The organism is Desertihabitans brevis (assembly GCF_003327535.1).
Lineage (GTDB): Bacteria > Actinomycetota > Actinomycetes > Propionibacteriales > Propionibacteriaceae > Desertihabitans > Desertihabitans brevis.
In genome coordinates, this window is record NZ_QOUI01000010.1 from 140,480 (window position 1) to 164,233 (window position 23,754).

Sequence of the window (23,754 nt, forward strand, 5' to 3'; positions counted from 1 at the left end):
CCCTGTCAGGCCGTGGGGTCGGCGTCCCGCCGCGGCCAGGCCGGCCAGCGACCGTCCGGCAGCCGGGCGAGGTGCCGCCCGAGCTCGGCCCGGGCCCGCGGCGTCAGGTCGGAGCTGGTGCGGCTGCTCCGTACGGGGGAGCCGACCGGGTCGACCACCACGGTGCCGGTGGCCGGACGGCCGTCGAGCTCGGTCAGGTGCTCGCCGTAGCGTCCCTCGACCAGGGCGAAGACGTCCTCCTCGAGCTCGTCGGCCGCCGACTCCCACGTCTCGTCGCAGGCCTCGCAGCCGCACTGCGGGTAGGCGGCCCGGCCGAGGTGGCCCCACTCGAGCCGGAGCCCCGGGTAGCGGCTCCAGGCGACGGTCAGACCGGAGGCGTCCGGCGTCGCCGGCTGGAGCCGGACGGTGCGCAGCATCTCCTCGGTGTCCAGCGGTCCGCGCCGCTGGAGCGCCGCCGGCTCGACCCCAACCCGGTACGTGCTCACCAGGTGCTCGACCACGGCGTCCGCGACCCGGTGCAGCGGCTCGAACCGCTCCGGGTGGCGGTCCACGCCGTACAGCTCCTCCGGCGGCCCGGCGAGGTGCTGCCACCGGCGTCCGAACGGGACGACCCGACCCGAGGAGTCCCGCACCTCGGGGGCGTCCAGCGCTGGACGTCGGTAGCCGGTCACCGCAGCACGGTAGTCCGTCCGGCCGGCGGTGTCGTCTGAGTTCTCTGCCCTAGGGTCGCGGCATGAGCCTCGACCCCCGCGCCGATCTGCCCGACCTCCTGCAGCAGCTGATGGACCTGGAGTCGGTGAGCGGGGCCGAGGGGCCGCTGGCCGACGAGGTGGAGCGGGTGCTGCGCGGCTGCGGGCACCTGGAGGTGCTCCGCGACGGCGACACCGTGGTGGCCCGCACCCAGCTCGGGCGCGAGGAGCGGGTGGTGGTCGCCGGGCACCTCGACACGGTGCCGGTCGCGGGCAACCTGCCCTCGCAGCGTCGCGAGGTCGACGGCGTGGACGCGGTCTGGGGCCGCGGCGCCTGCGACATGAAGGGCGGGGTGGCGGTGCAGCTGGCGCTCGCGGTCGAGCTGGCCGAGCCCACCCGCGACGTCACCTGGGTCTTCTACGACAACGAGGAGGTCGAGGCCGAGCGCAACGGGCTCGGCCGGGTGGCCCGCACCCACCCGGAGTGGCTGGAGGGGTCCTTCGCGGTGCTGGGGGAGCCGTCCAACGCCCGGGTCGAGGGCGGCTGCCAGGGCACCCTGCGCGTCGAGATCACCCTCACCGGCACCGCCGCCCACTCCGCCCGGGCCTGGATGGGGCACAACGCCGTGCACGACGCCGCGGAGGTGCTGCAGCGGCTGCGGGACTACCAGCCGCGCCAGGTCGAGGTGGAGGGGCTGCGCTACCACGAGGGCCTCAACGCGGTGCGGATCAGCGGCGGGATCGCCGGCAACGTCATCCCCGACCGGTGCGTGGTCGAGGTGAACTTCCGCTTCGCCCCCGACCGCAGCGAGGACGAGGCGGTCGCCTTCGTCACCGACTTCTTCGCCCCGCTCCCGGTGGAGGTCACCGACCTCTCACCCGGTGCCCGCCCCGGGCTGGACCGCCCGGCCGCCGCGCAGTTCCTCGCCGCGGTGGGTGGTGAGCCGCAGGCGAAGTTCGGCTGGACCGATGTCGCCCGCTTCTCCGCCCTCGGCGTCCCGGCGGTCAACTTCGGCCCCGGCAACCCCAGCAAGGCCCACGCCGACGACGAGTTCTGCCCGGTGGCCGACCTCCGCACCTGCGCCGACGCCCTGCGCCGCTGGTTGAGCTGAGCCCGGCCGGCACAGCGGTGCCACGAAAACCCGTGGACACCTGAGCGCCGGTCCGGTCACGCTGTCCGTGCCGGGCCCGCGGGGGCCCCAGTCCGGGAGGAGGTCGAGCAGTGCCCACCACCGCGTGCACGCTCCGCGTGCCACCCCACCCGAACTGGGAGAGCTCCACCCGTGCCCGAACACACCGCCCGGCCGGACACCCCGGCCAACCCGCATCCCGCTGACCCCGCGCCCCGTCCCGTCGACTGGGTCACCGTTGAGGACCCGCCCGAGGGCCGCTGGTCCACCTGGACCTCGGTCACCCGGCTGAGCCGCGGCCCCGAGCCCCGCCCCTCCTGGGTGGTCACCGCCGACGCCGCCGTCGACACCGAGCTCGGCGTGCTCAAGAGCGGCAAGGAGGCCGTCTGCCACCTGCTGCGCCGAGCCGTCCCCAGCGACCCCGACCGCGACTCGCTGCTGGTGGCCAAGCGCTACCTCGACGCCAGCCACCGCGACTTCCAGCGCTCGACCGTCTACACCGAGGGCCGGCGCACCCGGAACAGCCGGGACGCCCGCGCGCTCGCCCGGCGCTCGAGCCACGGGCGTGCCGTCGCGGCCGGGCAGTGGGCCCAGGCCGAGTGGGACACCCTGGTCCGGCTGTGGCAGGCCGGGGTCAGCGTGCCGTACCCGGTGCAGGTCGACGGCACCGAGATCCTCATGGAGTACATCGCGGTCGACGGGGAGGCCGCACCGCGGCTGGCCGACTGCCGCGGCACCCGGGAGGAGCTCCGCGGCTGGTACGACCAGGTCGTCGACGCGATGGAGCGGATGGCCTCCCTCGGACTGGCCCACGGCGACCTCTCGCCCTACAACCTGCTGCTGGCCGGCTCGCGGGTCGTCGTCATCGACCTGCCGCAGGTGGTCGACGTCACCGTCAACCCCAACGGCATGGAGCTGCTGCACCGCGACTGCCGCAACGTCGGCGACTGGTTCGCTCGCCGCGGCCTGGACGTCGACGCCGAGGACCTCTTCGGACGGCTGGTCGCGGCGCTGTGGTGAACGGGCGTCAGGGGAGGGGCTGCTCGGCGCGGACGTCCTCGGGCAGCACGTCGGGCCGCCACCCCCGCCAGGTGGGGTGGCGCAGCCGGCGGACGTCGGTCCAGTCCATGTAGTGCACCTCGCCGACCAGCAGCGGATCCACCCAGTGCACCCCGGCCGCGTCGGCCCGGGGGACGTCGCCCACCGGTGCCTCGGCGCGGGCCAGCGGCTCGAGCAGGCCGGCTGCCTCCCGCAGCGAGCGCTGGCTGAACCCGCTGCCGACCTTGCCGACGTAGTGCAGCCCGTCCTCGCCCTGCACGGCCAGCACCAGCGCGCCGATCTCGCCGGTGCGGCCGTTGCGGCCCTCGGTCCAGCCGACCACGACGACGTCCTGGGTGCGGATGTTCTTCACCTTCATCCACTGCTCGGAGCGGAGCCCGGGGGTGTAGCGCGACCCGCAGCGCTTGGCCACCAGCCCCTCCCCGCCGAGACCGCGGCTCACCTCCATCGCGGTCTCGAAGTCCTGCCCGAGCACCGGCGGCACCTGCACCCGCGGGCCCAGGCCCGCCGTGCCCTGCACCAGCTCCTCCAGCGCCGTGCGCCGCTCCTCCAGCGGCCGGTCGACCACCGGTTCGCCGTCGAGCACCAGCAGGTCGAACAGCAGCAGCTGGACCGGCGTGGACGTCATCGCCCGGCTGATGTCGGAGGGACGGGTGAGGTTGATCCGGTGCTGCAGCCGCTCGAAGCTGGGACGGCCCTGCTCGTCGAGGGCGACCACCTCGCCGTCGAGCACCACCCGGCGTCCCGCCAGCGCCGCCAGGTCGCGGGCCAGCTCGGGGTAGGTGGCGCTCATCGCCAGCCCGCGCCGCGAGGTCAGCTGCGCGCCGTCGGCGTCCACCGCGACGAGCGCCCGGACGCCGTCCCACTTCATCTCGAAGACCCAGTCGCCGGTCTCGGTGAACGCGGCGGTGCGGCCGCGGGGGGAGCTGGCCATCATCGGGGAAAGGGCCGGCAGCGGGGCGGGTGCGTCCTCGGTGTCGGCGGGAGGGTCGGCGGACCGCCCTTCGACGGGCTCAGGGCGTCGGGCTCGGGTCGGGAGCTGAGATCGGCTCGGGTGCCGGGGTCGGGTCGGATGCTCGTCGGCGGGGTCGTCGAGGAGTGCGGCCATGGGGTCGTCCATGGTGGCGGCCCGTTCGAGCACCTCGGCCAGCTCGAGGTGGGTGAGGTCGGGTTCGTCCAGCTCCTCCCAGATGCGCGGGGCGGCCACCCACGGGCGTCCGCGGCCGCGCAGCGAGTACGGCGCGATGGTGGTCTTGGCGGCGTTGTTCTGGCTCCAGTCGATAAACACCTTGCCGACCCGTTCGCTGCGCCGCATCACCGCGATGACGAGGTCGGGGTGCATCCGCTGCAGCACGCCGGCGATCTGGCGGGCCAGGTCGCTGGCCTCCTCGCTGGTCCGCTCGCCGTCCAGGGCGGCGTAGAGGTGGATGCCCTTGCTGCCGCTGGTCACCGGCACCGAGGCGAGCCCGACCTCGGCCAGCAGGTCGCGGGCGCTGCGGGCCACCAGCGCGCACTCGGCGAGCCCGACACCGGGGCCGGGGTCGAGGTCGAGCACCAGGCGGTCGGGGTGGCCCGGGGTGTCGTCGTCGTCGAAACGCCACTGCGGCACGTGCAGCTCGACGGCGGCCAGCTGGGCCAGCCAGGTCAGCGTGGCGACGTCGCCGACGACCGGGTAGTCGACCGGGCGGTCGGAGTGCTCGACCCGCACCCGCGGCACCCAGTCCGGCGTCCCGGAGTCGAGGTTCTTGGTGAAGAACACCAGCTCCCGCCCGCTGCCACCGGCGCCCTCGGGCCAGCGCTTGCGGGTGCACGGACGCCGCCGCAGCTGGGGCAGCAGCAGCGGGGCGATCTCGCTGTAGTAGTGCAGCATCTCGCCCTTGGTGGTGCCGGTCTCGGCGAACAGCACCTTGTCCAGGTTGGTCAGCCTCAGCGTGCGGCCGTCGACGGTGATCTGCTGACCCTGGGCAGGCATGGGCCCATCATGGCCCGTCCCCGAGCCCGGCGGGCGTCTCCTAGGGTGTGCGCGTGACCAGCAGCGCCGCAGACCGTCCCAGGAGGGCCCAGTGAGCACCCCCGAGCCGCGCAACCCGTCCACCGGACCCGCGCCGGTGGAGTCCCGCCGCGTCGCCCGGCACCGGCAGGGCCCGGTGGAGCGACGCCGGGAGGACCAGAGCACCACCGACCAGCGGCTGCTCGACAGCCGCGGCCCGACCGACTGGGTGCACTCCGACCCGTGGCGGGTGCTGCGGATCCAGTCCGAGTTCGTCGAGGGCTTCGGGACGCTGGCGGAGACCGGTCCGGCCATCTCGGTCTTCGGCTCGGCCCGGCTGGGGGCCGACCACCCGATGTACGCCGTCGCGGAGGAGATCGCGGCCCGGCTGGTGCGGGCCGGATACGCGGTGATCACCGGCGGCGGGCCGGGGATCATGGAGGCGGCCAACAAGGGCGCGGCCGAGGCCGGCGGCACCTCCATCGGGCTCGGCATCGAGCTGCCCTTCGAGAGCAGCCTCAACGACCACGTCACGCTCGGGATCAACTTCCGCTACTTCTTCGCCCGCAAGACGATGTTCGTCAAGTACTCCCAGGGCTTCGTGGTGATGCCCGGCGGGTTCGGCACCCTGGATGAGCTGTTCGAGGCCCTCACCCTGGTGCAGACCCAGAAGGTCACCAACTTCCCGGTGGTGCTCTTCGGCACGCGCTACTGGAGCGGCCTGGTCGACTGGGTGCGCGACCGGCTGCTGGAGGAGGGCTGCATCAGCCCCCGCGACGTCGACCTGCTCCAGCTCACCGACGACGTCGACGAGGCCATCGACATCATCGTCAACCACCGCGTCCCCGAGCTCACCGAGCGCGCCGGCACCGCCGAGACCGAGTCCTGAGCGGGGCGATCACCGTCCGGTGAGGGCGCGCACCAGCGGTGCAAGGTCCCAGAACTGCCGGGGTATCTCGTCGAGGTCGAGACCCCGGCGGTGGATGTCGAGCCGGCTGTCGATGAGTCCGCGGGCGTCGTAGACGAGCTGCCGGGTGATGCTGTCCGGGTCGCTCGGCTGGGCGCCGTAGCCCTGCCAGAAGGCGTCGCGCTCGGTCCCCGGCCGCTTTCTCGCCATGGTGATGGTCCAGTCCGCCCACGGGTCTCCCCAGCTGGCGCGGTCGGTGTCGATCAGGCCGGTGATCGTCGGTTCCGGAGCGTCGGGGTCGAGCAGGAGGTTGACGTGCCAGAGGTCTCCGTGGAGCAGCCTGGGCTCGACGGCGTCGAAGAGGTCGGCCCGCGCGGCGACGAAGCCTCCGACGACTTCGACGGCCGTGGCATCCAGGCCGGCCTCCCGGTAGAGGTGTACCTCGGAGGCGAAGTGCTCGACGAGAGCGGCGCTCCAGGTGGCGGAACGCGGGTCGGCCACCGGTCCGAAGCTCGTGCCCCGGACGGCGTGGATGCGGCGGGTGATTGTCCCGAGCTGTCGGTAGAAGACGGCCCACCGGGCCCGGGGGAACCGCGCCAGCACCTCCGGCGCAGGCCGTCCGGGGAGCAGGGTCTGGACCAGGTAGTCGCGGTCGACCAGCTCGCGGGTGAAGTCGGCCGCGATGATCGATGGCACCAGGTCGCCCAGTCCGGCCAGGTACGGGGCCGCTGCGTACTCGTTGCGGAGGCCGATCGTGTGCTCGACGCCGGCCGTCGTGGGCGATGGCGCCACGCGGAGCACGACGCTCCGGTCGTCGAGATCCAGCCGGTAGGTGGTGTTGAAGGTGCCGAGACCCAGCTCCTCGGCACGGAGGACGGTGCCGCCGGGAAGCGTCCGGGCGCAGATCGCCTCGATCTGCCCAGCGGACAAGGGGCGCTGGAAGGCCGCTGCCTCACGCTTGATCGATGTGAGCTGCACGGCGACATCCTGCCCCGTGCGGCAGGAGGAGCGCGGCCCTCAGACGAGGGTGTAGCCGGCCTCCTCGACCGCGGCGGCCACCTGCTCGCGCGGCAGCGGCGCCTCGCTGCTGACCTCGACCTGACCCGAGGCCAGGTCGACGTCGACCGAGCGGACTCCGGGGAGCCCGCCGACCTCCTCGGTGACGGAGGCGACGCAGTGCTCGCAGGTCATGCCGGTGACGGTCCAGGTGCTCGTGCTCACCGCGCCAGCGTAGGCGACCGGGAGAGCCGTCACCCGGTGCCGACCGGTGTGGCTACGATCGCCGCCATGGAGTGGGTGCTGCTGGTGGTGGCCGTCGGCGTGCTCGCCGTCGGCGCGGTCGCCGCTGCCGGCCGGTTCGGCGGCATGGCCGAGGAGCCGGTGCACGACACCTTCACCCCGGAGCTGCCGGCCGGGTCGTGGTCGGGTCGCGACGTGGAGGCCCTGCGGTTCTCCACCGCGTTGCGCGGCTACCGGATGGACCAGGTGGACGAGGTGGTCGACCGGCTCGCCCACGAGCTGGACCGGCGCGACGCCCGGATCGCCGAGCTGGAGGAGACGCTGGCCCGGCGGGCACCGTCCACCCCGGCGTCCCCGCCCGCACCGGTCTCCCCGCCCGCACCGATGCCCGAGGACGTCGAGCGGCCGTGGAGGTGACCGCCTCGGGGGCCGTCCGGGGCGAGGACGGCCTGCTGCGCTGCCCGTGGGGCCTGTCCACCCCCGACTACGTGCGCTACCACGACGAGGAGTGGGGACGTCCGGTCACCAGCACCAGCGGGCTGTACGAGCGGCTGACCTTGGAGGCCTTCCAGTCCGGGCTGAGCTGGCTGACCATCCTGCGCAAGCGCGAGGGCTTCCGGGACGCCTTCGCCGGCTTCGACCCCGAGAAGGTGGCCGCCTTCGACGCCGACGACGTGGCCCGGCTGCTGGCCGATGCCCGGATCGTGCGGAACCGGCTGAAGATCGAGGCGGCCGTCGACAACGCCCGCGCGGTGGTGGCGGCGGGGGAGCGCTTCGCCGCGACGGTCCTCTCCTTCGCCGAGCCGGGCCGTCCGCGACCGGTGACGCTGGCCGAGGTGCCGGCGCAGACCGTCCGTTCGAAGCAGCTGGCGAAGGAGCTCAAGGGGCTCGGGCTGCGCTTCGTCGGCCCCACCACGGCCTACGCCCTGATGCAGGCCGTCGGTCTGGTCGACGACCACCTGGTCGACTGCCACGTCGAGCCGGGGAAGTGACCATGGCGTACCGGTTGCAGGTCGAGCACCACAGCCCGGCCCGGCCCGAGCAGCTCTGGTCGGTGCTCAGCGACTGGGAGGGCCAGCACCGCTGGATCCCGCTGACCAGCGTCCGGGTGCTGGAGGGTGACGGGTCGCAGGTCGGTGACCTGGTCGAGGCGGTCAGCCGGCCCGGCTGGGGGGAGCGCCGGCGTGGGCTGGTGGACCGGATGCGGGTCACCCGGACGGTGCCGGGCTACCTGCTGGAGGTCGAGCACCTGGGCCCGTTCTTCCGCGGGCTGGGCCGGTTCACGCTGGTCAGCGACGGCCAGGGGACCCGCATCACCAGCCTGGAGGAGGTGTCCGGCCCGGCCCCCGCGGTGGCCCTCGCCCCACTCTCCGGGCCTGCGCTGCGCGTCGGTCTGCGCGGCAGCCTGCGCTCGCTGTCGGAGCTGGCCGGACGGGTGTCGGTATGACGCAGGTCTCCCCGTGCGGGATAATGGCCCCGTCCCACGAACAGAGATGAGGTTGGCATGGCTGCAATGAAGCCCCGCACCGGCGACGGTCCCATGGAGGTCACCAAGGAGGGCCGGGGCATCGTGATGCGGGTCCCGCTCGAGGGTGGCGGTCGACTCGTCGTGGAGCTCAACGCCCAGGAGGCCGAGGAGCTGGCCGGCGCGCTGCAGGGTGTGGTCGGCTGATCGCCGACCCCCGCCGGGGTGCCCGCACCCCTCCGACCGCACCGACGGCCGGCGCACCCGGGACGACCGGGGGCGTCGGCCGTCGTCGTGCCCGGCCCTGCGCCGTCCGGTAACCGGGTCGGGATGGCTGTTCGAACCGGAGTGCGACGGCTGTCGGTTCCATCGGCCGTTCTGCACATCGACGAGGGCCGGGCCGGATCTGGGCCCGATCCCATGCTGACCGGCATGCGCGCCTTCCCCGTCGGTCTGGCGATGACCCTCAGCGTCCGGAGCCGCGTGCGGACGAGGCGGTTCGATCTCAACGACGGGCTGTTTGGCGAGCCACCCCGTCATGACGACGACGGCCAGTGGGCCCGCGACCGGCTCAAGTGGGGCTTCGAGTTCGCCGACGGACGACGCGCCACCAATGTCGGGGCACGGGTGCCCTGGTCCGGTGGCAGCGACCTCCCGAGCCACCCCGTCCTGTCGGGCGGAGGCGGCGGTGGTGGTCCCCAGGCCGCTGACCGCGACTACTGGCTGTGGCCGCTGCCTCCGCCAGGCCCGCTCCGGGTCGTCTGCCAGTGGCCGGCGTACGGCATCGACCAGACCAGCCACGAGCTCGACGGCGAGATGCTGGCTGCAGCCGCTTCCCGCGCCGTGCCCATCTGGCCCGGGACGTGAAGCGGATGACCCGGCGGAACACCAGCACAGCGCTCCTGTGCACGTGCGCTCACTACCTCGACCTGCGTGCGGGCAATCGACGTCGCTGAGCTGGCTGACTTCATGCCTCGACTAGCCCGACGAGCGCGGGCAGTCCTCCCGGTCCCGACCGTTCCCGAATCGACCGGTGCAGCATGTAGTGCCGCCGGAAGACCGGGACTGGGCGCCGACGAGCGGACGGCGACGATGAGGGGCAACTGGATCTGAGCGATCAAGGAGCCGGAGGCGGGCGACCGACGCGTCGCTGTCGTCCTCGTGGCGGTGATCCCGCCGAAGCCCGGGCGGAACGCCACCTCGGGGTCTGGGCAGCGAGCGTGGCAGGATCAGCAAATGGTGGATGACCATGACGGGGACGACTTCTACTGCGACATCGCCCTTGCTGACCCGAGCCAGCTCGACGTCGTCGCTGAGAGCAGCAACGTCCTCGCCTACCACCACACCAGGCCCCATTGGCCGGTGCACATCGTCGTGGTGCCCAAGGTGCATGTCCCGTCCCTGACCGACCTGGGGGGCGCGGACGCGACGCTGCTGGCTGATCTGCTCACCACGGTCCGCGAAGTCGCCCGACAGGTTGAGCAACAGCACGGTGCGGCGATGGTGCTCACCAATCTCGGCCGGTACCAGGACTCCAAGCACCTGCATGTGCACGTCGCATCCGGTGACGCGAAGCAGTAGCGGCCACGCTCTCCAGTCCACCGAGGCGGTTAGATGTCGATGTGGCTCCGGCAGAGGGAACTGATCCGGTCCTGACCGACCGGTTGCTGCTGACGCCGATCGGCATCGAACACTCCGACGACCTGGAGCGCCTCTACAGCGATCCGCTAGTCGACCACTGGACCGGGCCTTGGACGCCTCTCGATGTTCGAGCATGGGCGCAAGACATGGCAGACCGTTGGGCCAGTGACGGCGTCGGGAAGTGGGTCGCACACGACCGCTCGGACGGCACGCTGGTCGGTCGTGGCGGGCTCAGTCGCGTGGTCCTCGGCGACAAGACTGTGCTCGAGGTGGGCTGGGTGGTGCGCGACGAGTTGACCGGCCGCGGCTATGCCTCCGAGATCGGGCGAGCTGCCCTTGGTTGGGCGGCGACCTTCTTCCCCGACTTTCCGGTCGTCGCCTTCACCGAGGTGCACAACCTCGCCTCGGTAGCGGTCATGCGCCGCCTCGGCCTGGAGAGCTCGGGCGTCATCTACCGCGAGGGGCTGGTCGAGGGCCAGCCCGGTCTGCATGCCAGAGCACCCTTTGCGCTCTACCGCCAGGTCCCGACGGATCGGGCATCACCGTGAGTCGATCGTCCTGCGGGACGACCATCACGTGAATGGCACGTAGGTGGTCAGCTGACTTCAATCCGCTGGTAGGCCTTCAGCGTTCCTGGCGATGATGATCGCTCCCGGAACCTCCTCGTCCGGTCGCATCACCAGCTCGGCCTCGACGGCGAAACCCGCCTGCCGCAGCCACCCGGCCACCTGGTCCGGCCGCCGACGGTAGCTGTCAACGTCGACCGGGCGACCCGAGTAGCCCTCGGCGGTGTGACGCTTCTCGGCACCGACGTGGAAGCCCACCAGCAACGGACCGCCGGGTCGGAGGACCCGGTGGAACTGGGCGAACACCCCGGGGACGGCGTGGTCAGGCACGTGGATCACCGACCAGAAGGCGAGCACGCCGGTGACCGAGGCGTCGGGCAGGTCGAGATCCGTCATCGTCCCGACGCTGAACTGCAGGCCCGGGTAGTCGCGCTGGGCGAGAGCGACCATCTCGGGCGACAGGTCGATACCGGACGCGTCGACACCGAGGTCGTTGAGGTGGCGGGTGACGTAGCCCGGGCCGCAGCCGACGTCGACGACCGGCCCGCCGCCGGCGTCGCGCACGAGCTCGGCGAACAGCGCCAGAGAGGCTCGCAGGTAGGGGTTGCAATCGAGCAGACCACGCACCTGCTCGGCGTAGCCGGCGGCATCGGCGTCGTAGGAGCTGCGGGTGGTGGAGAGCCAGCGCTCGGTCATGGGGCTGGACGATAGGACGCTCCGCAGACTCCTGGGAACAGGCAGCCGGCCGAGAGGTGCTCACCACAGGCCAGCTTCGACGTGAAGCACGCCTGAAGCGGGCGGCCGACGTATGGGAGAGACGGTAGTCGCTCGTCGATGAGGTCATCGCTGAGCCAAGCGCAGACTGGAAGACGCCGTGTCGTTCGGGTCATAGGTCTTGCGGATCGAACGCGGTCCTGATACTTCTCTGGCGGGATGCCTCCAGGCCATCTCCCCTGTCGACCCCGTATCCGGGACCAGCGACCAACAGGGAGAGCTGCCATGACGCCCGCCGATGAGATCACGAAGGTGGAGCACCACCTAGCCCGGGTCATCGCCCAGCGCTACGACATCGGTGAGCCGAGCGATGTGCGGACCCTCCAAGCCACCCGCAACCACACCTTGGCCGTAACCACCGAGTTGGGCCGCTACGCCGTCCGGATCCGTGGTGAGGCGTGGTGGATCGGCGATGAGTCTGAGCTGGAGTTCGAACTCGATCTGCTCGACCACCTAGCGCGAAACGGTGTCGCCGTCTCCACCGCAGTCCGGCAACGCGACGGGTCGCGCATCGGTGTCCTTGATCACGGCGAGCGACGGACCTACTCGCTATTCACCTGGGCGTCTGGACGCCCCGGCGCCCGCAACCCGTCCGGAGCGCACCGGGTTGGACAGGCGCTGGCTCAGATCCACGTCACCGCCGACACGTTCACCACTCGGCACCACCGCTACGCGCTCGACGAGGCCGCCATGCTCGACCGGCACCTTCCCGCGATCGAGGCTGACCTCGCCCACGCCAGCCCAGGCGCCGCCGCCGCCATCCGCGCCCACATCACGACGATCCGCCGCCGGCTCCGCAACTTCGATCCTGGCCCGGGCGGATGGGGCGTCATTCACGGTGATGTTCAAGAACTCAACTTCCATCGTGATAAACAAACGGTTCGGTTCTTCGACTTCGACCTGTGCGGGTTCGGCTGGCGTACCGCCGACATCGCTGAGTACTACACCCGCATCCCGCCGCCGCATCGACAACCGTTCCTCGACGGCTACGAGACGGTGCGCCCGCTCAATCCCTCCGAGGCCGACATGCTCCTCACGATCGCCCAGCTCGCCTGGATCCGAGAAGGCTGCCGCCAGCCGAACCTGCTCCCGATGCTTGACGATCCGTTCATCCGCTACACACAGGACGACCACGGAAACTGGCACATGATGCCGCCGACATGACCGCCATTCCCGGGGGTTCTTCCTCCTAGATGGCTGTCGATGGCCCGTCGGCGTAGGCGGAAAGCAGGGCCATATCCGCTGGCTATCGTCCTGGATTTGCGGTGTCGATCGCCTGGTGAATGACGGCGGCCATACGATCTGCTGAGGGGTGGGTGGACAGCACGGTTGGGTCGATATCGGAGCGTCGACTCAAGCGGTGCCGCCAGGCGATGCCTCGTCTTGGCACCCCTCCGCCGAGGGCGCTGTGTGGCAGCCTGGCGTTGAGGGCATCAGTCGCGTGACGCCCATAGAGGTGGTCCGTGTAGCAGCCCGGCCCAGCGACCGACATGTCTGCCGGGCGCAGGTAGCGCTGCCCAGGGAGTGCTGCCTCGTCAGGGATGCCGGGCAGACCGCGCAGCTGCGTCCCGGCCCCGGTGTTGTCACGTGGCCAGACGACGGCTTCGACGTGGGCTGCCCAGTTGCTGGCGATGACCCAGCCGGCAACCCAGCGCCGGCCTTCTCGGCGGGTGTCAGGGTTGTCGAGGACGACCCGACGGATGAGCAGGGTAGACGCCCACATCGACTGCTCGGCCCAGCCGCGGAGGTCTTCGAGTGCGGCTTGCCAGGGGTCAGCGTTGCCAGAAGGCGGCTTGACCTCCCACCACGGGCGTTCCTCGACGGGCAATTGGATGTCGCCTGCTCGAGGTGGTCGATACCCCGACCAGGGGGAGGTGAGGTGACCGGGGTCTCGGTCCCAGACGATGCCGTCCTTCACCCAGCCCTGAGTGCGCCACCGAGCGACGGTGCGGGCGTCGAGGTGGGTCAGCGTCGCCACCGTCTGCCACACGCTGGCGTCGATGACTGAACGCAGCGCTCCGCTTGGGGCGTCTTCGTCGCCGGCGGGTGGGTCGTCGACCATGTGGCGGTCGACGGTGACCCCGATCGGGCCGGTGCTCAATTGGTCGAGGACGCAGACGAAGCTGCCTGGGCTGACTGGCCAGGCACCGAGCAAGGTGAACCGCTCGAATTGACGGCGGGTGGCCATCACCCATAAGAAGCGTTCGAGCTGGTCCAGCGACCACGGCTCGCAGCGCTGCAGCTCGCGCATGCCGTGGAGGAACGCGTGTACGGGTGGGCCTTCTTCACGGCTCGGCTTGGACCTGGGACCTGTGATGAAGAGGTAGCATGAATTGTGGGGCTCCGGCGACAGCCAGTACTCGTCCAACCAAGCTTCTGACGAAGGCGGGGTAGCGGATCCCGACGGGTCTGAGTTTGTGGTCCTTTGCTCCTCAGCGCCATAACTGGTCACGCGGCTAGTGTCGCCTGCAGCGGCCGTGGGTGCACCGACCAAGCCAGTTGGTATTGGGAGCGAGGCGACATTCCTGCCGGTGATGCAGCCCCTCGGCGGGCAGGCCACGAGTCGCCGGATCGACGTCCAACGTGGGGACCGACAGGCCGGCCCCACTTGCGCCGTCCCCATCGCGGCACGGCTCACCAGCCCACAGTGAGCAAGCATTCATGCGTGCACGCGGCCTTGTCCGAGGTCGAACTGGGGCAGCAGAACGCCACGCCAGGGTTGGTGACCGGCCGGTGTCGGCGGGGCCGCGACGGCGACGGGAAACTCAGGGAGACTCGGATGGTGACGAGCTTCGCCGATCTCCTGGATCCACTGCGAGAGTGGAGGCGACCCCGTATGGAAGAACCGCTCACGCTGGAGTGTCGACTCAGTGCACCGGTGGCCGATGCCGCCGGCTGGGTTCCCTCGGCCCCGGAGGAGCTGAGGGATCTTAGGGGCGTGGGTAGCGAGTCATGGCTGTTCTACGACCTCGACTACGGACAGTGGGGGATGTACCTGTCGATCTGAGCGGCCTGGCGAGGGGTCAGCGGAGCGCGACCCAGGATGCGCAGAGTTCCGTCCTCGTCCCAGGAGCCCACGACCAGCGCCTCTGGCCGCTGTAGGGGTCCGATCACGGCGCCCACGACCCCTTCCAGGCTTTGGCGGTGCTTCACCTTCACCCAGCTGCCAGCGACGCCGTAGCGGGCGCTGACCCGCTTGGCCACGACACCCTCGATCCCCATCGGCGCGAGTGCCTCCATCCAGCCGGCGGCCTCCTCGACGTCATCGGTGTACGGGGTTAGCTGGATCGGGGGTCGCCAACTGGTGGCCAGCAGCTCGAGCCGTTCCCGCCGGCGAGTCCACGGCTCGGCCGTGGGATCGATGCCCTGGTCGGCCAGGACATCGAAAACCATCAGCGTGGCCGGCGTTTCCCGGGCGAGGGTCAAGGCTCGACGCCTGCCGGTGGCCATCCGCTGCTGGAGCGCATCGAAGCTGAGCCGCCCGTTCTGGTAAATCACGACCTCGGCGTCAAGCTGGGTGCCGTCGGGCACCTGGTCGACGACGGCGGCCGCCACCTCAGGGAACGAGGGGGTCAGGTCGGTGCCGCGTCGAGAGAGCAGTCGCGCAGTGCCGACTTGGACGGCGATGGTGGCCCGATAGCCGTCGTACTTCGGCTCGAACACCCAACCTGGGCCAGTCGGCAGCCGCTCGGCTGGCTGCGGCTTCATCGGCGCTGAGCACACCGGATCAGTCTCGCAGTTCGACGAGGTGCCGTACCTCGGTCGCGACTATGGAGCAGCGCTCACTCATCGTTGGGTTCCGAGAGTCCGTGCCGCGAAGCCAGCGCCGGTGGCGCCGCTTGCTGGAGGGCCATTCACTCGATAGTCGCCGCGAGGAAAGCAGGCGGGTACCTGACGCGCCCGGCCAGCCGCCGGTAGGACGTCAGCGGGCGAAGCTGTCCCGCTCCTGCTGGTGCTCCGGGGGGCAACGGGAAGCGGACGCCGTGGATGCGTGCGTCCTGGAAGCCAAATCGGCTGTAGAACCCCGGAGACCCTTCCAACAGCAGGAACGGGGCGCCGGCGAGGTCGACGGCGTCCACGATTGCGGCAATCAGCGCCGAGCCGGCCCCGCGCCGCTGGTGTCCGGGCAGGACTGCGAGGGGGGACAGGTGCGGCAGTCGACCGATCCACCGCCGTCGAGGTCGAGGAATGTCCAGCTCGCCATCCCATGACCAATCAGCACATCGTCACGCTCGACCACCCACGACCACCCCGGCACGAACTGCGGGCTTGAGCCGATCGCGGCCGGAAGCCGGCCATGCAGATTTGAACTGAACGCTGCTCTGTGGACGTCATAGATCAGGTCTTGGTCCTCGTCGCGCTGCAAACGGCATGTCATCGCCATGCCTGATCCTGATCCACGCGAGCGAACGTGGCGACTGGTTATGGGCGATCGGTCGGCGGCATCGCCCGACAGCGGCGAGGGGGGGCGAACGCGGACCCCGGCTCCAACCTCGGACACCAGTCGTCAGATCAGGCCCGCAGGCTGCAGACGGAGGTCGGCGATAAACCGCTAGGTTGCGCGTAGCCGACCCGGAAGGACTGGCGATGGCCTCGCAGCGATCCCAACTAGTGCTCATTCTGGTTTTAGTTGGCGTCATCGTCGCCCTGGTGGCCGCGTTCGCCGGCTACCTGCTGGGCAGCCGTGATGAAGCCGCGCCGACTGACGCGCCACCGATGCCGGTGGATGAGGTCACAGCTGATGCGATGCCTACACCGAGTCCGAGCCCGTCCGCCACGAGTACTTGGACACCCCGCCCCGATCCGACAGCTCTCCCCGAGCCGTCGCCCTCAACCTCGGAGCCAACTCCTCCGACGTCCGACCCAACCGGCGGGCCAGATGAGGGAGTTGAGACCAGCGGCCCCAGCGGTCAACGTGCCTACCTGGAGTTCGGTGACTACTACGTCGGCCCGAACGTGTCGATGAGGCTCACTGACTACGACCCTCTGTTCCCGCTGAATAGCGGTTCGACGGCCCCAGCGGTCTACGTCGAAGCCTGCCTAACGGCTGCTCCCGACGGTGCGACCTCAGCGCCAATCGGTCTGAGCCCCTGGGCCGGCGTGACCACCGACGGCCAGCAGGTTGCTGCTCGGCAGCCGATCACTGAGATGAGCACCTATCCGATTGCGACAACGATTGCTCTAGACCAGTGCATCGGCGGCTGGATGGTCATCGGTCCAGAGGAGTCGACAGTGACCGAAGTGCTCTACACCAGTTTAGAGAACGGCAACGCCAGTTGGGCGCTGGAGAACTGACGACGACCCTCGAGCGCCAAGCGAGTCATGCTCGATCCGGACGGCCACTCCTTCTGTCTCTACCTGGATGCGTCCTCGCCTGGTTAGGGCGAGAAGTGTCGAGCGACGGCCTCCAGATGCTGCCGGTACTCGGTCCACCAGGCTTCGTCGTGCTCGGACCGGTCATCACCGGCCTGACCGTCGATCAGTTCCCGCAGGATCTGCAGTTGCCCGGCGTGCGTCGCGGTGTCCTTGAGAACTCGTGACAGCAGAGCGCCGGCTGTGGTGGACCTGGACCGCTCGGGCCACCACGGCACGCTGGCCGGGTGCCCTGACCCCACCTCAGCCAGCACACGGTCGGAGTGAGCACAGGCCTGCTCGTACAAGTCGACGATGTAGGCCCGCGACTCGTCGATGGTCGCCCACATGTCCGAGTTCGCCGCGGCTGCTTGAGCATCGATCCAGGGAAGCGCGCGTGGGAATGGCCGTTGCAGGCAGAGACCTAGGTAGCCGGCCTCGATGCCGATCAGGTGCTTGACGACGCCGAGCAGGTTCGTGCCGGTCGCTGTCATCGGGCGCCGGACCTGGTACTCCTCCAGGCCTTCGAGTGAGCGCAGGACCTGACGACGTGACTCGTGTAGATAGCCGTGATCATCGTGATGGATCGGCGTGCTGGGCATTGCCGTGATGGTAGTCCTGATCCGGAGCAGCCCGTTGGGGATACAAGGTCAGCGACAGGCGCCCGGACTATGGCTGGACGACGCGGCGGACCCACGGCACAGACTGCTTCAGTGACGATGGTTTTCGAGCAGCCTGGGCCGAACGACCGTGAGGCCGAAAGGGGCCCGCTAGACAGGGTGAGCGGTGCTAGGTCGTGTTCTTGGTCTGCCAGTCCTCGATGGTCTGCGCGATGGCGTGTCGTCCCGGGATAGCGAGCGTGGGGTTGGTGTCCCCGTACACCGCAACGGCTCCTAGACCCGCGCTCAGGGCCCAGCCCCGACCACGGTTCCAGGTGTCGTCATCGACACCGACCTGGGCTCGGAAGGCCTCACGGGTCGACGTCGTCAGAAGTGACCATGCCGGCAGCAGGTCACAGGCGGGGTCGCCCACACCAAGCATTCCGAAGTCGATAACAGCGCTCAATCGACCGTGCTGTCCCAGAAGGTTGCCGGTGTAGAGATCACTGTGAATCCATACCGGCGGCCCGGTCCATGCGGGTGTCTCCAGCGCTGTCTTCCAGACCTCCAGAGCTGGGGTCGGATCGAGCAGGCCCGCAGTGGCGAGCTTGTCGATGGTGGCGCACACGCCGGTGTCGTCATTGGGGGTCACCGGTCTCGCGCGTACAGAGGTTGGGCCACCGGTGGGATCGATCGACTGAAGTGCTCGGACGAACTGCCCCAGCCGGTGGGCTGTATCAGCCAGATCGGCTGAGGGACAATCGAGCAGGTTGTCGCCGTCGAGCCAGCGGTAGACCGACCACGGATAGGGGAAGGCCGGATCCGGGACACCGACACCGAGCGGCTCCGGGATCTCCAGAGGCAAGTGAGGGGCCAGGCGGGGCAGCCAACGGTGCTCCTTGCTGACCACTTCCGCTGCCCGTGCCTGACGGGGCAGACGAACCACCTTGTCCTCGCCCAGCCGGTAGAGGTGGTTGTCGGTGCCACCGCCAGGGCCGCGTTCGATGACAAGACCAGCCCATGCAGGAAACTGGCTCTCGACCAGGTGCCGAACCAGAGCAGGCCCCTGATCGATGATTTCGCCCATGAGCAGTGACGCTAACAGCCGTGCAGCCGGGACCCCGTCGGGTGACGTTGGTGACCTCGGCAGTTCAATCTCCGGTGGTGCAGCACCGCGGCCCAGCCGACCCGATCCCGCCGTTCAGTGACGATCGTTTGTGAGACGCCCCTCAGGGGGACGCGGCGAGGTCCAGGAGTTGCGTCGCGAAGTGGACCTGGAAGGGGTGGTCATCGCTGTTGGTGAGCACCGCCACACCCACCCCAACCATCGGATCCCAGGCCAGATCGCAGAGGAAACCGAACCCCCCACCGCCGTGGTTGCGCACCAGCCGACCGTTCCAGATGCCGGTGTCGATCCCGAGCCCGTAGCCGACCCGCTGACCTGGAGAAGCATCGGGCACCTCATACATCTGCCGCAGCAGCTCCGGCGCGAGGAGGCTACGGCCACGGTCCAGGTGGAACGCGATGTACCTCAGTGCGTCGTCAACGCTGGCGTAAGCTCCGCCTGCGCCCAGCATCGGGACTGCGAGTCGCGGTGGCGCGCTCTTGGAGTGTCCGACAGCACGGTCAGGATCGGCCTCGATACGGGCGATGTCGAACGTGGTGCGATGTAGACCGAGCGGCTGCAGCACAACCCGGTCGGCGTAGGTCGGAAAGCCGACCCCGCTGACTTTTTGGAGCACCAACGCCGCCAGGTCGATTCCCAGGTTTGAGTAGGAGTAACGCTCCCCGACGGGAAACTGCAGCCACGTCTCGCTGATGCTCGCGCAGTGGTCTTCGAACGATTCGTCGCTGTTGTCGTAGTTGGAGCCGCGCGGCGCCTCATGGACAAAACCCGCCCGGTGCGACAACAGGTGCCGCAGCGTGATTCGTGCCTCCGGCGTGGACTCCCAACGGCTGTGAACGGTGAACCCCGGCAGGTACGTGGGCAGGGCCAGGTCGAGGTCGACGAGGCCGTCGCGGACAGCGCACATCACCGCCGTCGCGGTGTACATCTTCGACGCGGACTGGAGGCTGAAAAGGGTGCCGGTGGACACCGATTGACCGGCCTTCAGTGCCGTCACACCAACGCCGATCGACCAGAGCGGTCCGGTGCGATCACACACGCCGACGGCAAGACCAGGCACTCGGTGACGTGCGAGCAGGCGAAGGGCTTCCTCACCGGCCCAGAGCTGAGCAGACTCCGACACGCTGGTCATCGCCACAAACTCGCACGCCGATGAGGCCTCTGTCCAAGAGTTGCCTCACAAACGATCGTCACTGAGTAGGTGCGACTGCCGGGGCGCTCCTGTCATTCTTGAGCATGTGCCGTCCTTCTTGTCCCCAGTCGTCCCACCCGGTCGTCTGGGTGGCATGGGCCAACCTCATCTCGACGCGGGGACAGTGCATCTGCGCCCCTGGCGGAACGAGGATGCCGAAGCGCTGGTTGCCGCCTACTCGGACCCAGTCATCCAGCAGTGGCACTGTCGCTCCATGACGTTCGATGAGGCGCTGCAGTGGGTGACCGATGCTCGCGCGGGCTGGAGAGACGAGACACCGGCCAGTTGGGCCATCGCCGCAGACGACGGGCTCGCTGGGCGTATCACTTTGCGACCCCACCTGGCTGACGGCTGGGCAGAGGCGGCGTACTGGGTGGTAGCCGCAGCGCGAGGCCGAGGGGTTGCCCCACTTGCTCTACAGACCGCTACCAACTGGGCGTTTCAAGTCCTTGGCCTCCATCGCGTCGAGCTCGAGCACTCGACCGGCAATCCGGCTTCCTGTCGCGTAGCGCTCAAAGCAGGCTTTGCCGCAGAGGGCACCAAGCGCAGCCACACGCTGCACCCGGACGGGTGGCACGACATGCACCTCCACGCTCGCATCGCGGCCATCAACTGACATACGGTCTCGCCGAAACTTTCCTCAGCACCACTTTCGTGGGTCAGTCGATCCGACATGATGAGGCTGTGAGCTTCTCCTCCATCATCTTCGACTGGCGTGGCACGCTCGTGACGACGCTGTCGTGGTCGAAGTGGATCGAGCACGCACTTCACATCACCGGCCGGGATTCATCTGCACCCGACGTGCAGCGGGTAGAAGACGCTCTGGCTGCTGTTGACCCAGGCGAAGCACGCTTGGACGCACCCGGAGTGGACTGCGACGCCGATCTGCACCGCACCATCTACTTTGAGGTCTTCAGCGACGCCGGACTAGATAGAAGTCTTGCCGAAGCTCTCTATGCCGTTGAATCGGACTACCGCTACAATCCGTTCGCCACTGACGTCGCAGAGACGTTTAAGAAGCTGAAGGACCGTGGCAAGCGCATCGCTGTGCTCAGCGACCTGCACTTCGATCTGCGTCCAGCCTTCTTCGAGGCAGGCTTGGGAACCATGGTGGACGCCTTCGTGCTCTCTTTCGAACAAGGCGTGCAGAAGCCGAACCCGGCGATCTTCGAGGCCACGCTGAACTTTTTAAGTGCCGAGAAGGAGACAACGCTGATGGTCGGCGACCGGTCGAAGCCTGACGGTGCCGCCGTTGAGCTCGGGATCACCACGCTGCTGCTCCCTCCGCTGCGGAGCGTCGAGGACCGTCGGTTGCACCGGGTAACAACCCTCTGCGGCCTCAGATAGACGCCCACCGCAACCTATCTGAGTCAGAGACTCACCACACCGGCTCGCAAAGGTGGGTAGCCGACACAAGCGCGCACAGCCCTTGTCTGTCCGCAACAAGCACCATCGTTTGCCATCAGGGTGGTGGCGCAGGAGGTCCAGGTGGCTGACGTGCCGAGCGATAGGGGGAGTCAACCGGTGTCCGCTCGGGAGGCTTTAACGCGCACTGAGCTCGAAGAGGATGACGCCCAAGTACCGGTTGAGCCACTCCTGCTTGTGTGGGTAGCGCTCCCGGGCTTCGTCGGATAGCTGCGGCTCACTCGCATGATCGACAGTCAAGCCGGCGGCCGCGAAAGTGTTGAGCATGGTCGAAAACGTCTCGGTGGAGTGGGTCAGCGCGACGGAGCTGTTCCACCCCGACTGGTAAGTATACGGCTCCGTCGAGTAGTACTCCTCGCCGAGGGAGGTTCCATTGGCTTGAGCCCTCTCCACGGCGAATCGGATGGGATGCGATCGCTGGACGAGGATCCTGCCCCCGTCTGCCAACAGATGTCGGGCATCGACGAGAGTGCGCACCTGATTCCTGGAGTAGCTGATCGACTGGAAGAACACGATCGTGTCGAACGTCCGGCCCTGGGCGGCCGGAACTGAGGCCAGGTCCGACAGGTCGGCACGCACCAACTCAACGTTGCTGAGCTGGTGCTCGATGAAGGCGCCCGCGATATCGATCCCGACGACCTCCGCAGCGCCGTCCCGGGCCAGCGCTATCGCCTTGGCGCCACTGCCACAACCAGCATCGAGGATCCGCTGGCCTGTGACGTCACCCAGCGCGCTCCGCTGTGCGGGCCACTCCAGAAGGCGGTCGAAGGAGTCGTCACGCTGTCGAGCCAGCTCGTAGTCACCCGCGAGGTCCTCCCATGCGTTTGCCACGCTCCCGACTGTAGGTGCATCTGATCCGGGCCGCGGGGAGCCAGCATGCCTTCAGTCCCCTGAGCGGGGTGTGCCCGGTGAGCCAGTCCCTCATGGGGCCGCGGCGTCCGTCGATTGCCGGCACCGCACCTGGTGAGCAGGACGCACGTATGCCCCGCACGATGGATGCACGGTGACGAGGCGACAACTGGCAACGCGGGAGAGCCGAGCAGGGATACGTCACAGATCCCGCGACCCTCCGACGGCGGGCCAGTAACGATCCTTTTCGAACAGTTCCAGCGGTAGCGCGAACCACCGCTGCAGGGCCGTCCGAAAACACTGCTCACTGCACAGGCTGTCCGGAACGGTCGATCCAGGCGACTTCGGAGCCGGGTCGAACTCCGCCTGCGCGACGACCAGCCCAGGGCTCATGCCGCCGCACTCAGCGGCACCCTCTAGACCTCTTCGACGGCATCAGCCGAGTCACCCACAGCGTCCACCGTCGACCAGCCCTTGCCCCCTTCGGCGTCGTCGGGCTCATCCTCGCCGTTGCCACACCCATTCGCTGCTAGACCGGGCAGCGGCCCGGCGCTCCAGCGCAACCCGGTACACCTCGACCGTCTCGGCGGCGATCCGCTCCCAGCTGAAGTGCTCCAGGCAGCGCTGGCGGCCCGCCCGGCCCATCTGGTCGGCCCTCCCCGGGTCGGCGACCAGCTCGTTCAGCCGGGCCGCGAAGGCCGTCTCGAACTCCGCCACCGCGGCCGGGTCGTCGGCCCGGGCGGGGTCGTAGGGCACCAGCAGCCCGGTCTCGCCGTCGACGACCACCTCTGGGATGCCGCCGACCGCGCTGGCCACCACCGCCGTCTCGCAGGCCATCGCCTCGAGGTTGACGATGCCCAGGGGCTCGTAGACCGACGGGCAGGCGAAGACGGTGGCGGCGGTGAGCACCTGCCGGACGCTGGCGCGCGGGAGCATCTCCTGCACCCAGATGACGTCGCCGCGGCGCTGCCGCAGCAACTCGAACGCCTCCTCCAGCTGACGGCCGATCTCGGGGGTGTCGGGGGCCCCGGCCAGCAGCACCAGCTGGGTGCCGGCGTCCAGCTGCTCGGCCGCCCGGACCAGGTGGATCAGCCCCTTCTGGCGGGTGATCCGGCCCACGAAGACCACCGACGGACGGTCCGGGTCGATGCCGAGGCCGCGGACCACGTCGGTGCCGGGGTCGGGCCGGAACTCCTCGGGGTCGATCCCGTTGCGCACCACGTGCACCTTGTCCGGGTCGAGGTCGGTGTAGGAGTCCAGCACGTCGCGACGCATGCCGGCGCTGACCGCGATCACGCCGTCTGCGGCCTCGTAGGCCGTCCGCTCCGCCCACGACGACAGTCGGTAGCCCCCACCCAGCTGCTCGGCCTTCCACGGCCGGTGCGGTTCGAGGGAGTGCGCGGTCACCACGTGCGCCACGTCGTGCAGCAGCGAGCCGAGGTGGCCGGCCAGGTTGGCGTACCAGGTGTGGGAGTGCAGCAGGTCCACCGGACCGATCGCCGCCGCCATCGACAGGTCGGCGCCGAACACCCGCAGCGCCGCGTTGGCGCCGGCCGGGAACGTCTCGGGGTGGGCCGTCGCCCCTTCGCGCGGCTCGCCGGTGCAGTGCACCTCCACCTCGCACAGCCGGCGCAGCTGGGGGACCAGCTGGGCGACGTGCACCCCGGCGCCGCCGTAGACGCTCGGGGGGTACTCCCGGGTGAGGACCGAGACCGACAGCCGGTCCGCCACGCTGCTCATGTCGGCATCGT

Annotated in this window: 28 protein-coding genes; 14 read left to right on the top strand and 14 right to left on the bottom strand. The window is 69.5% G+C overall.

The window, feature by feature from the left end:
• Nucleotides 1-5: 5 nt before the first annotated feature.
• Nucleotides 6-671: a DUF6226 family protein gene (locus tag DT076_RS15520; protein WP_114127601.1), complete on the bottom strand. Its 666-nt coding sequence runs from the start codon at nt 669-671 to the stop codon at nt 6-8.
• A gap of 62 nt (nt 672-733) precedes the next feature.
• Between DT076_RS15520 and dapE the strand changes: the two genes are divergently transcribed.
• Nucleotides 734-1,801, top strand: a complete 1,068-nt coding sequence (dapE, locus tag DT076_RS15525) for a succinyl-diaminopimelate desuccinylase (protein WP_114127602.1) — start codon at nt 734-736, stop codon at nt 1,799-1,801.
• 171 nt (nt 1,802-1,972) lie between these two features.
• Nucleotides 1,973-2,839 carry a serine protein kinase RIO gene (locus DT076_RS15530; protein ID WP_114127603.1) on the top strand — a complete coding sequence of 289 codons (867 nt, stop codon included), beginning with the start codon at nt 1,973-1,975 and terminating at the stop codon, nt 2,837-2,839.
• A gap of 7 nt (nt 2,840-2,846) precedes the next feature.
• Here the strand turns inward: DT076_RS15530 and ligD are convergent, their stop codons facing one another.
• On the bottom strand, nt 2,847-4,850 hold the full coding sequence (ligD, locus tag DT076_RS15535; protein ID WP_114127604.1) for a non-homologous end-joining DNA ligase: 2,004 nt from the start codon (nt 4,848-4,850) through the stop codon (nt 2,847-2,849).
• A gap of 91 nt (nt 4,851-4,941) precedes the next feature.
• Between ligD and DT076_RS15540 the strand changes: the two genes are divergently transcribed.
• Nucleotides 4,942-5,757, top strand: coding sequence for an LOG family protein (locus tag DT076_RS15540; protein WP_407642738.1), 816 nt, complete (start codon nt 4,942-4,944; stop codon nt 5,755-5,757).
• Nucleotides 5,758-5,766: 9 nt separating this feature from the next.
• Here the strand turns inward: DT076_RS15540 and DT076_RS15545 are convergent, their stop codons facing one another.
• Complete coding sequence (locus DT076_RS15545) at nt 5,767-6,753, bottom strand: phosphotransferase family protein (protein WP_114127606.1); 987 nt, start codon at nt 6,751-6,753, stop codon at nt 5,767-5,769.
• Nucleotides 6,754-6,792: 39 nt separating this feature from the next.
• The gene (locus DT076_RS15550; RefSeq protein ID WP_114127660.1) at nt 6,793-6,996 is read right to left on the bottom strand and encodes a heavy-metal-associated domain-containing protein; all 204 of its coding nucleotides are present in this window, start codon (nt 6,994-6,996) and stop codon (nt 6,793-6,795) included.
• Nucleotides 6,997-7,062: 66 nt separating this feature from the next.
• Between DT076_RS15550 and DT076_RS15555 the strand changes: the two genes are divergently transcribed.
• The 7 genes from DT076_RS15555 to DT076_RS15585 all read left to right on the top strand — a co-directional run bounded on the left by DT076_RS15555 (nt 7,063) and on the right by DT076_RS15585 (nt 10,668).
• Nucleotides 7,063-7,431, top strand: a complete 369-nt coding sequence (locus DT076_RS15555; protein WP_114127607.1) for a DivIVA domain-containing protein — start codon at nt 7,063-7,065, stop codon at nt 7,429-7,431.
• Nucleotides 7,422-8,006 carry a DNA-3-methyladenine glycosylase I gene (locus DT076_RS15560; RefSeq protein WP_325048377.1) on the top strand — a complete coding sequence of 195 codons (585 nt, stop codon included), beginning with the start codon at nt 7,422-7,424 and terminating at the stop codon, nt 8,004-8,006. Before DT076_RS15555 ends, DT076_RS15560 begins: the two co-directional genes overlap by 10 nt.
• Before the next feature lie 2 nt (nt 8,007-8,008).
• Nucleotides 8,009-8,461, top strand: a complete 453-nt coding sequence (locus tag DT076_RS15565) for an SRPBCC family protein (RefSeq protein WP_147264164.1) — start codon at nt 8,009-8,011, stop codon at nt 8,459-8,461.
• A 57-nt stretch (nt 8,462-8,518) separates the two neighbouring features.
• Nucleotides 8,519-8,686: a DUF3117 domain-containing protein gene (locus tag DT076_RS15570; protein WP_114127609.1), complete on the top strand. Its 168-nt coding sequence runs from the start codon at nt 8,519-8,521 to the stop codon at nt 8,684-8,686.
• 225 nt (nt 8,687-8,911) lie between these two features.
• Nucleotides 8,912-9,346 carry a hypothetical protein gene (locus tag DT076_RS15575; RefSeq protein ID WP_147264165.1) on the top strand — a complete coding sequence of 145 codons (435 nt, stop codon included), beginning with the start codon at nt 8,912-8,914 and terminating at the stop codon, nt 9,344-9,346.
• A 369-nt stretch (nt 9,347-9,715) separates the two neighbouring features.
• The gene (locus DT076_RS15580) at nt 9,716-10,060 is read left to right on the top strand and encodes an HIT family protein (RefSeq protein WP_114127611.1); all 345 of its coding nucleotides are present in this window, start codon (nt 9,716-9,718) and stop codon (nt 10,058-10,060) included.
• 41 nt (nt 10,061-10,101) lie between these two features.
• Entirely contained in the window at nt 10,102-10,668 is a 567-nt protein-coding gene (locus tag DT076_RS15585; RefSeq protein WP_114127612.1) for a GNAT family N-acetyltransferase, read from the top strand.
• Between the two features lie 57 nt (nt 10,669-10,725).
• On the opposite strand, the gene DT076_RS15590 is transcribed toward DT076_RS15585, so the two are convergent.
• Complete coding sequence (locus DT076_RS15590; protein WP_114127613.1) at nt 10,726-11,382, bottom strand: class I SAM-dependent methyltransferase; 657 nt, start codon at nt 11,380-11,382, stop codon at nt 10,726-10,728.
• 303 nt (nt 11,383-11,685) lie between these two features.
• Here DT076_RS15590 and DT076_RS15595 point away from each other — a divergent pair, with 303 nt between their 5' ends.
• A complete protein-coding gene (locus tag DT076_RS15595) occupies nt 11,686-12,624 on the top strand; it encodes a phosphotransferase (protein ID WP_158548167.1) in 939 nt (312 codons plus the stop codon).
• A gap of 82 nt (nt 12,625-12,706) precedes the next feature.
• Here DT076_RS15595 and DT076_RS15600 read toward each other — a convergent pair whose 3' ends face one another.
• From DT076_RS15600 to DT076_RS15620, 4 genes are all read right to left on the bottom strand, one after another.
• Nucleotides 12,707-13,711: a hypothetical protein gene (locus DT076_RS15600; RefSeq protein ID WP_114127615.1), complete on the bottom strand. Its 1,005-nt coding sequence runs from the start codon at nt 13,709-13,711 to the stop codon at nt 12,707-12,709.
• 722 nt (nt 13,712-14,433) lie between these two features.
• A complete protein-coding gene (locus DT076_RS15610; RefSeq protein WP_158548168.1) occupies nt 14,434-15,123 on the bottom strand; it encodes an ATP-dependent DNA ligase in 690 nt (229 codons plus the stop codon).
• A gap of 191 nt (nt 15,124-15,314) precedes the next feature.
• A complete protein-coding gene (locus DT076_RS20460; protein ID WP_114127618.1) occupies nt 15,315-15,656 on the bottom strand; it encodes a GNAT family N-acetyltransferase in 342 nt (113 codons plus the stop codon).
• Nucleotides 15,551-15,844: a hypothetical protein gene (locus DT076_RS15620; RefSeq protein ID WP_114127619.1), complete on the bottom strand. Its 294-nt coding sequence runs from the start codon at nt 15,842-15,844 to the stop codon at nt 15,551-15,553. Before DT076_RS15620 ends, DT076_RS20460 begins: the two co-directional genes overlap by 106 nt.
• 203 nt (nt 15,845-16,047) lie before the next feature.
• Between DT076_RS15620 and DT076_RS19215 the strand changes: the two genes are divergently transcribed.
• Nucleotides 16,048-16,755 (top strand): hypothetical protein, encoded by a 708-nt coding sequence (locus DT076_RS19215; protein ID WP_147264166.1) that lies wholly within the window; start codon nt 16,048-16,050, stop codon nt 16,753-16,755.
• A gap of 83 nt (nt 16,756-16,838) precedes the next feature.
• On the opposite strand, the gene DT076_RS15630 is transcribed toward DT076_RS19215, so the two are convergent.
• The 3 genes from DT076_RS15630 to DT076_RS15640 all read right to left on the bottom strand — a co-directional run bounded on the left by DT076_RS15630 (nt 16,839) and on the right by DT076_RS15640 (nt 19,669).
• A complete protein-coding gene (locus tag DT076_RS15630; protein WP_114127621.1) occupies nt 16,839-17,414 on the bottom strand; it encodes a DinB family protein in 576 nt (191 codons plus the stop codon).
• 187 nt (nt 17,415-17,601) lie between these two features.
• The gene (locus tag DT076_RS15635) at nt 17,602-18,498 is read right to left on the bottom strand and encodes an aminoglycoside phosphotransferase family protein (RefSeq protein WP_114127622.1); all 897 of its coding nucleotides are present in this window, start codon (nt 18,496-18,498) and stop codon (nt 17,602-17,604) included.
• A 142-nt stretch (nt 18,499-18,640) separates the two neighbouring features.
• Entirely contained in the window at nt 18,641-19,669 is a 1,029-nt protein-coding gene (locus DT076_RS15640) for a serine hydrolase domain-containing protein (RefSeq protein ID WP_147264167.1), read from the bottom strand.
• A 154-nt stretch (nt 19,670-19,823) separates the two neighbouring features.
• Between DT076_RS15640 and DT076_RS15645 the strand changes: the two genes are divergently transcribed.
• Both DT076_RS15645 and DT076_RS15650 read left to right on the top strand, forming a co-directional pair.
• A complete protein-coding gene (locus tag DT076_RS15645) occupies nt 19,824-20,345 on the top strand; it encodes a GNAT family N-acetyltransferase (RefSeq protein ID WP_199539222.1) in 522 nt (173 codons plus the stop codon).
• A gap of 68 nt (nt 20,346-20,413) precedes the next feature.
• Complete coding sequence (locus DT076_RS15650; protein WP_114127625.1) at nt 20,414-21,076, top strand: HAD family hydrolase; 663 nt, start codon at nt 20,414-20,416, stop codon at nt 21,074-21,076.
• Nucleotides 21,077-21,271: 195 nt separating this feature from the next.
• On the opposite strand, the gene DT076_RS15655 is transcribed toward DT076_RS15650, so the two are convergent.
• On the bottom strand, nt 21,272-21,985 hold the full coding sequence (locus tag DT076_RS15655; protein ID WP_114127626.1) for a class I SAM-dependent methyltransferase: 714 nt from the start codon (nt 21,983-21,985) through the stop codon (nt 21,272-21,274).
• Between the two features lie 516 nt (nt 21,986-22,501).
• Nucleotides 22,502-23,722: a glycogen synthase gene (gene glgA / locus DT076_RS15660; RefSeq protein WP_114127662.1), complete on the bottom strand. Its 1,221-nt coding sequence runs from the start codon at nt 23,720-23,722 to the stop codon at nt 22,502-22,504.
• Nucleotides 23,723-23,754: the final 32 nt, after the last annotated feature.

Bases quoted from the DNA above. Each gene is read 5' to 3' on its own strand.
- dapE (WP_114127602.1), top strand. From the start codon at position 734: ATGAGCCTCGACCCCCGCGCCGATCTGCCCGACCTCCTGCAGCAGCTG.
- ligD (WP_114127604.1), bottom strand. From the start codon at position 4,850: ATGCCTGCCCAGGGTCAGCAGATCACCGTCGACGGCCGCACGCTGAGG.
- DT076_RS15555 (WP_114127607.1), top strand. From the start codon at position 7,063: ATGGAGTGGGTGCTGCTGGTGGTGGCCGTCGGCGTGCTCGCCGTCGGC.
- DT076_RS15565 (WP_147264164.1), top strand. From the start codon at position 8,009: ATGGCGTACCGGTTGCAGGTCGAGCACCACAGCCCGGCCCGGCCCGAG.
- DT076_RS15570 (WP_114127609.1), top strand. From the start codon at position 8,519: ATGGCTGCAATGAAGCCCCGCACCGGCGACGGTCCCATGGAGGTCACC.
- DT076_RS15575 (WP_147264165.1), top strand. From the start codon at position 8,912: ATGCGCGCCTTCCCCGTCGGTCTGGCGATGACCCTCAGCGTCCGGAGC.
- DT076_RS15580 (WP_114127611.1), top strand. From the start codon at position 9,716: ATGGTGGATGACCATGACGGGGACGACTTCTACTGCGACATCGCCCTT.
- DT076_RS15590 (WP_114127613.1), bottom strand. From the start codon at position 11,382: ATGACCGAGCGCTGGCTCTCCACCACCCGCAGCTCCTACGACGCCGAT.
- DT076_RS15595 (WP_158548167.1), top strand. From the start codon at position 11,686: ATGACGCCCGCCGATGAGATCACGAAGGTGGAGCACCACCTAGCCCGG.
- DT076_RS15600 (WP_114127615.1), bottom strand. From the start codon at position 13,711: ATGCGCGAGCTGCAGCGCTGCGAGCCGTGGTCGCTGGACCAGCTCGAA.
- DT076_RS15620 (WP_114127619.1), bottom strand. From the start codon at position 15,844: ATGGCGATGACATGCCGTTTGCAGCGCGACGAGGACCAAGACCTGATC.
- DT076_RS19215 (WP_147264166.1), top strand. From the start codon at position 16,048: ATGGCCTCGCAGCGATCCCAACTAGTGCTCATTCTGGTTTTAGTTGGC.
- DT076_RS15630 (WP_114127621.1), bottom strand. From the start codon at position 17,414: ATGCCCAGCACGCCGATCCATCACGATGATCACGGCTATCTACACGAG.
- DT076_RS15635 (WP_114127622.1), bottom strand. From the start codon at position 18,498: ATGGGCGAAATCATCGATCAGGGGCCTGCTCTGGTTCGGCACCTGGTC.
- DT076_RS15640 (WP_147264167.1), bottom strand. From the start codon at position 19,669: ATGACCAGCGTGTCGGAGTCTGCTCAGCTCTGGGCCGGTGAGGAAGCC.
- DT076_RS15645 (WP_199539222.1), top strand. From the start codon at position 19,824: ATGGGCCAACCTCATCTCGACGCGGGGACAGTGCATCTGCGCCCCTGG.